This window comes from Thiobacillus sp. (assembly GCF_024708915.1).
In genome coordinates, this window is sequence record NZ_JANJXQ010000165.1 from 1 (window position 1) to 8,033 (window position 8,033).

At 66.5% G+C, this 8,033-nt stretch carries 7 protein-coding genes; all 7 read left to right on the plus strand.

What is annotated here, in order from left to right; genetic code table 11:
- The coding region (locus Q0L94_RS11535) for an XrtA/PEP-CTERM system-associated ATPase (protein WP_296753402.1) at positions 1 to 918 on the plus strand (918 nt) is incomplete at its 5' end.
- Between the two features lie 8 nt (positions 919 to 926).
- Positions 927 to 2,030: a UDP-N-acetylglucosamine 2-epimerase (non-hydrolyzing) gene (wecB, locus tag Q0L94_RS11540; protein ID WP_296753404.1), complete on the plus strand. Its 1,104-nt coding sequence runs from the start codon at positions 927 to 929 to the stop codon at positions 2,028 to 2,030.
- Positions 2,031 to 2,864 carry an XrtA system polysaccharide deacetylase gene (locus Q0L94_RS11545; protein WP_296753406.1) on the plus strand — a complete coding sequence of 278 codons (834 nt, stop codon included), beginning with the start codon at positions 2,031 to 2,033 and terminating at the stop codon, positions 2,862 to 2,864.
- A gap of 23 nt (positions 2,865 to 2,887) precedes the next feature.
- Entirely contained in the window at positions 2,888 to 3,934 is a 1,047-nt protein-coding gene (locus Q0L94_RS11550; protein WP_296753408.1) for a FemAB family XrtA/PEP-CTERM system-associated protein, read from the plus strand.
- Positions 3,935 to 3,936: 2 nt separating this feature from the next.
- A complete protein-coding gene (locus Q0L94_RS11555; protein ID WP_296753410.1) occupies positions 3,937 to 5,157 on the plus strand; it encodes a TIGR03087 family PEP-CTERM/XrtA system glycosyltransferase in 1,221 nt (406 codons plus the stop codon).
- The gene (xrtA, locus tag Q0L94_RS11560; RefSeq protein ID WP_296753411.1) at positions 5,154 to 6,701 is read left to right on the plus strand and encodes an exosortase A; all 1,548 of its coding nucleotides are present in this window, start codon (positions 5,154 to 5,156) and stop codon (positions 6,699 to 6,701) included. Before Q0L94_RS11555 ends, xrtA begins: the two co-directional genes overlap by 4 nt.
- Positions 6,698 to 7,828 (plus strand): TIGR03088 family PEP-CTERM/XrtA system glycosyltransferase, encoded by a 1,131-nt coding sequence (locus tag Q0L94_RS11565; protein ID WP_296753414.1) that lies wholly within the window; start codon positions 6,698 to 6,700, stop codon positions 7,826 to 7,828. Before xrtA ends, Q0L94_RS11565 begins: the two co-directional genes overlap by 4 nt.
- Positions 7,829 to 8,033: the final 205 nt, after the last annotated feature.

Here is an 8,033-nt window from a genome sequence, read left to right on the forward strand (position 1 = left end):
TTGTCGCTGGGCGAGGGCTTCATCGTCATCACCGGCGAGGTCGGCGCAGGCAAGACCACGCTGGTGCGCAACCTGTTCCGTCAACTCGATGCCCACAATCTGGTGGCCGCGCAGCTGGTGTCGACCCAGCTCGATGCCGAAGACACGCTGCGCAGCGTGGCCGCTTCGTTCGGGCTGGAGCACGAAGGGCTGACCAAGTCCGCGCTGCTGAAAAACCTGGAGGATTTCCTGGGCGCCGCCAGCCGCCAGGGCAAGCGCGCGCTGCTGGTGGTGGACGAGGCGCAGAACCTGACGCCGCGCGCAGTAGAGGAGCTGCGCATGTTGTCCAATTTCCAGAACGACGAGCGCTCGCTGATCCAGACCTTCCTGCTGGGGCAGCCCGAATTCCGCGGCATCCTGCAGAGCCCCGACATGCAGCAGTTGCGCCAGCGCGTGGTCGCCTCGTACCATCTGGGGCCGCTCGATGCCGACGAGACGCGCGGCTACATCGAGCATCGCCTGCGCACCGTCGGCTGGCAGGACAATCCGGGTTTCGATGACGCAGCGTTTGCTGCGCTGCACCGCTTTACCGGCGGCATTCCGCGCCGCCTCAACACCACCTGCGACCGCTTGCTGCTGTTCGGCTTCCTCGAAGAGAAGGGCCATTTCGGCGAGGCCGAGGTCGACGAGGTGATTTCCGACCTGAAAAACGAGGTGGCGCATCAGGATTTCCATGGCCCCACCGGCGTCAACAACCACCTGTCCGCGGGCGGCGCGCCGCACAGCGAAGACCCGGCGCTGCTGACCTTGCGCGTCGAGCAGATGGAGCGTTCGATCAACCGCATCCTGCCCATCGTGCGCAAGATTCTCTACACCGTCAGCGAGCGGCCCGCGGCGGATGACGATGCATCGTCCGGGCACTCCGACACCGCGCATTAGGATCGGTCATGACTCAGGTTTTATGCGTCGCAGGTGCGCGCCCCAACTTCATGAAGATCGCTCCGGTGATGGCGGCGCTGGCCGAAACCGGCATCGCCGCGCAGCTGCTGCACACCGGCCAGCATTACGACGCGGCGATGAGTGACAGCTTTTTTGCCGATCTCGGCATTCCGCGCCCGGATCACCATCTGGAAGTCGGCTCCGCCAGCCACGCGGTGCAGACGGCCGAAGTGATGCGACGCTTCGAACCGGTGCTCGAAAGCGTGCAGCCGCAGGCGGTGCTGGTGGTGGGCGACGTCAATTCCACCATTGCCTGCGCGCTGGTGGCGGCCAAGCGCGGGGTGCGCGTGATCCACGTCGAGGCCGGCCTGCGCAGCTACGACCGCAGCATGCCGGAAGAAATCAACCGCGTGCTGACCGACCAGATTTCCGATTTACTGTTCACCACGGAGAAAAGCGCGCTTGCCAATCTGCAGCGTGAAGGCATCGATCCCGTTCGCGTCGAGTTCGTCGGCAACGTGATGATCGATACCCTGCACCGCAATCTCGCGAGGGCGGTGCCTGGCAGCCTGACCCTCGGCACGGCGCTGCCGCAGTATGCGGTGCTGACGCTGCACCGCCCGTCCAACGTCGACGACCCGGCCACGCTCGCCGCGCTGCTGGATACGGTCGGCGCAATCAATCGCAGCCTGCCGATGGTCGTCCCCCTGCATCCGCGCACGCGTGGCAACATCGAGAAATTCGGCCTCACCGCCAAACTCGATGGTCTGCATATCCTGCCGCCGGTTGGATATCTGGAAATGCTCGGCCTGATGCGCGACGCCAAGCTGGTGCTGACCGACTCCGGCGGCATCCAGGAAGAGACCACGGCGCTCGGCGTGCCTTGCCTCACCCTGCGCGACAACACCGAACGGCCGATCACGATAGCCGAAGGCACCAATACCCTGGTCGGGCCCGACCCCGCCGCGATTCAGGCGGCGTTCGGCGAGGTGATGGCGAACGGCGGCAAGAGCGGGCGCATTCCCGAATACTGGGATGGCCGCGCGGCGATGCGCATTGCCCACACGCTGAAGGGCTGGCTGCCGATGCAGAAAGGAACCCGGGCCGTCTGAATGAAAAACGCCATGTCGATCGACGTCGAGGACTATTTTCAGGTGTCGGCGTTCGCGCCGCACATCCGGCGCGAAGACTGGGACACGCTGCCGTGCCGGGTCGAACGCAACGTCGATGCCATTCTCGGCCTGCTCGACGCGGCCGACGCCAGGGCCACCTTCTTTACCCTCGGCTGGATCGCCGAACGCTATCCGCAGCTGGTGCGCCGCATCGTCGACAACGGCCACGAACTGGCCAGCCACGGCTATGGCCATCAGCGCGCGTCCGATCTCACGCCGGCCGAATTCCGCGCCGACATCGTCCGTGCCAAGCGTATCCTCGAAGACCTCGGCGGTGTCGCGGTGCGCGGTTACCGCGCGCCGAGTTTTTCCATCAATCAGGCGAACTGGTGGGCGGTCGAAGAACTGGAAAACGCCGGCTATGTATACAGCTCCAGTATTTACCCGGTGCGCCACGATCACTACGGCATGCCCGACGCGCCGCGCTTTCCGCACCGCCCGAATGGCGCGGGCGGTATCCTCGAACTGCCGCCGACCACCCTGCCGCTGCTGGGACGCAATCTGCCCGCAGCGGGCGGCGGCTGGTTTCGCCTGCTGCCCTACGCGATGTCGCGCTGGATGTTGCGCCGCGTCAATCGGCAGGATCGGGCGCCGTGCATGTTCTATTTCCATCCGTGGGAGATCGATCCCGGACAGCCGCGCCAGTCTGGGCTGTCGGCCAGGACGCGCTTCCGCCACTACGTCAACTTGCAGCGCATGCCGGACAGGCTTGGCCGGCTGCTGAACGATTTTGAATGGGACCGCGTCGACCGCGTGTTCCTGCCCGCCCATTGAATACACCCGCCGAATCCCTTGCCATGCCAGCCGCCGCCGCGGCCGAAGTCACGGTGCGCCCGCTGCAGGCGAACGACGCCGCGCGCTGGGATGCTTATGTCCAGGCGCACCCCGACGCGAGCTTTTTTCACCGTGCCGGCTGGAAGCGCGTCATCGAGGATGCGTTCGGCCACCGCAGCCACTTCCTGCTGGCCGAGCGCGGCGGCGAACTGGCAGGCGTGCTGCCGTTGGCCGAAATCGACAGCCGCCTGTTCGGCCATAGCCTGGGATCGCTGCCGTTCTGCGCCTACGGCGGCATCCTGGCCGACCACGACGCAGCCTGGCGTGCGCTCGACGAGGCCGCGCAGGCCCTGGCCAGACAGCTCGGGGTCGGCGCGCTCGAATACCGCAACCAGAGCGCGCAGCATGTCCACTGGCCGACCAAGGATCTGTACGTCACGTTCAAGAAGGCCATCGAACCCGAAATCGAGGCCAACATGACGGCGATTCCGCGCAAGCAGCGCGCGATGGTGAGGAAAGGCATCAAGGCCGGTCTGGTCAGCGAGATCGACGCCGATACCACCCGCTTCTTCAAGGCCTACTCGGCGAGCGTGCACCGCCTGGGTACGCCGGTGTTTTCGCGCAAGTTTTTCCGCTTGCTGAAAAGCGAGTTCGGCGACGATTGCGAGGTGCTCACCGTCACGCTCGATGGCCGGGTGATCTCCAGCGTCATGTCGTTCTACTTCCGCGACGAGGTGCTGCCGTATTACGGCGGCGGGGTGGAGGCGGCGCGGGCGGTGGCGGGCAACGACTTCATGTACTGGGAAGTGATGCGGCGCGCCTGCGAGCGCGGGCTGCGCGTATTCGATTTCGGCCGCAGCAAGCGCGGCACCGGCTCGTTCGATTTCAAGAAAAACTGGGGCTTCGAGCCGACGCCGCTGTATTACGAATATTTTCTGGTGAGCGACAAAACCGTCCCCGAAATCAATCCGCTCAATCCCAAGTACCGCCTCTTCATCCAGGCCTGGAAAAAAATGCCGCTGGCACTCGCCAACGTCATCGGGCCGCATATCGTGAAGAACCTGGGCTGACCATGGACGGGCTGCTGTTTCTCGCGCACCGCATCCCGTTTCCGCCCAACAAGGGCGACAAGATCCGCTCGTTCCACCTGCTGCAGCATTTGAGCGCACGTTATGAAATCCATCTCGGCGCCTTCGTCGACGACCCCGGAGACTGGCAGTACCGGGACGCACTGCAGCCCTATTGCGCATCGCTCAGGCTGCTGCCGCTGCATTCGCGCCGCGCCAGGCTGACGAGCCTGACTGGGCTGTTGACCGGCGAAGCGCTGACACTGCCGTATTACCGCAGCCGCGAACTCAAACGCTGGGCGGCCGGCCTGGCCGCTGCGGGGACGGTGACCCGCGGACTGGCGTTTTCCTCGGCGATGGCGCAGTTCATGCCGCAAAATCTCGCGCGCCGTGTGCTCGACATGGTCGACGTCGATTCCGATAAATGGGCGCAATACGCCCCGACGCAGCGCTGGCCGCTGTCGTGGGTGTATGCGCGCGAAGGCCGCAGGCTGGCCGAATGGGAGGCGCGGGCAGCGCGCGATTTCGACGCCACGCTGCTGGTGTCGCGCGACGAGGCGGCCCTGCTGCAACAGCGTGTGCCGCTTGCGCGCCATAAGATCGGCGCGTTCGAGAATGGCGTCGATGCCGACTATTTTTCGCCGCTGCGCGACTATCCGGATCCGTATCCGCCCGGCGTGCAGGGCGTGGTCTTCACCGGCGCCATGGACTACTGGCCGAATGTCGACGCCGTGACCTGGTTTGCCGAGCGGATTTTTCCGGCCATACGCGATGCGGTCCCGGGTGCGCAGTTCACCATCGTCGGCAGCCGTCCCGGCGAGGCGGTGCGGGCGCTGGCGCGCCAGCCCGGCGTCACGGTCACCGGCAGCGTGCCCGACGTGCGGCCTTATCTTGCGCACGCCGCCTGCGCGGTGGCGCCCTTGCGCATCGCCCGCGGCGTGCAGAACAAGGTGCTCGAAGCCATGGCGATGGCGCGCCCGGTGGTCGCCAGCGCGCAGGCGTCCGAAGGCATCCGTGCCGAAGCCGGGCGCGATTTCATCCCGGCGCAGGACGAAACCGGATTCGCCCATGCGGTGATTGCCCGGCTGCGGGCGCCCGGATCCGCAGCGGCGGCGCGCGACTGCATCCTGACCCACTACGACTGGACGCGCAATTTGAGCGCGATCGACGGACTGTTCGAACCGGCACCGGCCGCTGCCGCCGCTCTGGAGACCTGCCCCGCATGAACGCCCTGCCCGATTCCCTCCCTGCAACTGCGCGCAACGACTGGCTGCTGCCGGCTGCGCTGACCATCGGCGTCCTGCTGCTGCTGGGCGCCGCGTTCTGGCCGACCGTGCATTCGATGATCGAGGTGTGGGACCGTTCGGAGACCTTCACGCACGGCTACCTGGTTTTTCCCATCAGCGCCTGGCTGGTCTGGCGCCAGCGCGACGTACTGGCGCAGATCCGGCCGCGCCCCGACCTGCGCGGGCTGCTGCTGCTGGCGGCGGCCGGCGCCGGCTGGCTGCTGGCCGATGCCGGCAGCGTCAACGTCGCTGCGCAATACGCGTTCGTCGTGATGCTGATTGCCGCAGTCTGGTCATTGCTCGGCGCGGCTTTCGTGCGGGCCGCCTTCTTCCCGCTGATGTTCCTGCTGTTTGCCGTGCCGATGGGCGAGTTCCTGATCCAGCCGCTGATGGGGATCACGGCTGATTTCACCGTGGCGATGCTGCAAGCCACCGGCATTCCGGTGTACCGCGAAGGCACGTTTTTCAGCATCCCGAGCGGCGACTGGTCGGTGGTCGAAGGCTGCTCCGGTCTGCGCTATCTGATCGCCTCGGTCACGCTCGGCGTGCTGTACGCCTATCTCACCTATCGTTCGTGGCAACGCCGGCTGCTGTTCACCCTTGCTGCCATCGTCGTGCCGATCTTCGCCAACAGCGGGCGCGCCTACCTGATCGTGATGATCGCCCACCTGTCCGACATGAAACTGGCGCTGGGCGTCGATCATTACATCTACGGCTGGGTATTTTTCGGCCTCGTCATGCTGCTGCTGTTCTGGATCGGCAGTTTCTGGCGCGAAGACGACCAGCCCGCGCCCGCCGCCGCGCCCGGAGCGGCGGCGGGCGCAGCCAGCGCCGCTGCGCGTCCGTTCCTGCCGGTGGCGGTCGCGGTGCTGGCGCTTGCCGGCCTGTGGACGGCTTACGCCAGCTGGCTCGACACGCGCGCGCTGCCGGCCATGCCCGCATTGCAGGTCGAGGCGCAGGGCGGCTGGCAGCCCGGCGAGGATTTCACTGGCTGGACGCCGCACTGGATCGGTGCCGACCGCCAGCTGCGCCGCACCTACACCCAGGCCGGCCGCAATGTGTTGCTCGAACTGAACTACTACGTCACCCAGCGGCAGGATGCCGAGCTCGTCAATTCGCAGAATTTCATGATCCGGCAGAAAGACCCGCTGTGGTCCAACGTCGGCGAAACGCTCGCCACGGTGCAGATTGGCGGCATGACGCGCCAGGTGCGGCAGGCCAGGCTGCGCGGCAGCAATGGCCAGCGCCTGCTGGTATGGCAGTGGAACCTGATCGGCCACCATGCCACCGTCAACGATCATCTCGCCAAGCTGAGCCTGGCCTTCGAGCGGGTGCTGCTGAGGCGCGACGACGGCCTGTCGGTGCTGATTGCCACGCCCTACGAGGATGCGGAGATCGAGACTGCGGCGGCCACGCTGGCGCGCTTTGCCGCAGACATGGAACCCGCGATCGGGCGCGCGCTCGACCAGGTCGACGGGCCGTGACTGCACACATCGTGCATGTCGTCCATCGCTTCGACACCGGCGGCATGGAAAACGGCATGGTCAATCTGTTCAACGCCCTGCCGCCGCAGCGCTACCGGCACACGGTGGTGGCGCTGACCGGCTACAGCGATTTCCGTCAGCGCATCGGCGCGCAGGCGGTCGAATTCCATGCGCTGCAGCGCGCACCGGGGCACGGCCTCGGCTGGGCGGCGCGGCTGTGGAAACTGCTGCGCCAGCTCAAGCCCGATCTGGTGCACACCCGCAATCTGGCCGCGCTGGAAGCGCAGTTCGTCGCCGCCGCCGCCGGCATCCGCGCCACCGTTCACGGCGAGCACGGGCGCGACGTGTTCGACCTCCATGGGCGCAACTGGAAATACAATCTGCTGCGCCGCGCCGCCCGGCCTTTGGTGTCGAACTACATCGCCGTGAGCCAGGACCTCGAAACCTGGCTGCGCCTGACCATCCGTGTGCCGCCGCGCAAGCTGCACCAGATCTACAACGGCGTCGACAGCGCCAAATTCCATCCGCGCGCGGGGGCGCGGCCGGCGTTCGCCCACCCCGAGAGCATCGTTTTCGGCTCGGTGGGGCGCATGGTCGAGGTCAAGGATTACCCGATGCTGACGCGTGCTTTCATCCAGCTGGTGCATCGGCAGCCCGAGCGGGCCGAGCGTGCGCGGCTGGTCATCGTCGGCGAGGGCCCGGCGCGCGGGGTCTGCCAGGCCCTGCTGCAACAGGCCGGCCTGGCGCATCTGGCCTGGCTGCCGGGCGAGCGCGACGACATTGCGGAAATCATGCGGGCGTTCGATGTGTTCGTGCTGCCCTCCAAAAACGAGGGCATCTCGAATACCGTCCTCGAAGCGCAGGCGAGCGGCCTGCCGGTGGTCGCCACCGCGGTGGGCGGCAATGTCGAACTGGTGAAGGCGGGCGTCAACGGCATGCTGGTGGCGCCGGGCGACGTCAACGACATGGCACAGGCCTTGCTGGGCTATCTGGACTCGCCGGCGCGCATCGCCGAGCACGGTGGGCTGGCGCGGCGGCAGGCCGAGCAGCGCTTCAGCATTGCGGCCATGGCCGAGGCCTACGCCAGGGTATACGATCGAACGCTGGGGCGCCGTCAGGCAGCCTGAAAACTCGACAGCAACAGGGATAAACGACAAGTTATGTGCGGCATCACCGGTATTTTCGACACCAGCGGCGCGAACGAGATTTCGCGCGAACTGCTGCATCGCATGAACGAAACCCAGTTTCACCGCGGTCCCGACGAAGGCGGCCTGCATCTGGAGCCCGGCGTGGGGCTGGGGCACCGGCGGCTGTCGATCATCGACCTGTCCA

What these genes read in the sequence shown, in the direction of transcription:
- Q0L94_RS11545 (WP_296753406.1), top strand. Translation starts at nt 2,031, where the DNA reads ATGAAAAACGCCATGTCGATCGACGTCGAGGACTATTTTCAGGTGTCG.
- wecB (WP_296753404.1), top strand. Translation starts at nt 927, where the DNA reads ATGACTCAGGTTTTATGCGTCGCAGGTGCGCGCCCCAACTTCATGAAG.
- xrtA (WP_296753411.1), top strand. Translation starts at nt 5,154, where the DNA reads ATGAACGCCCTGCCCGATTCCCTCCCTGCAACTGCGCGCAACGACTGG.
- Q0L94_RS11550 (WP_296753408.1), top strand. Translation starts at nt 2,888, where the DNA reads ATGCCAGCCGCCGCCGCGGCCGAAGTCACGGTGCGCCCGCTGCAGGCG.
- Q0L94_RS11555 (WP_296753410.1), top strand. Translation starts at nt 3,937, where the DNA reads ATGGACGGGCTGCTGTTTCTCGCGCACCGCATCCCGTTTCCGCCCAAC.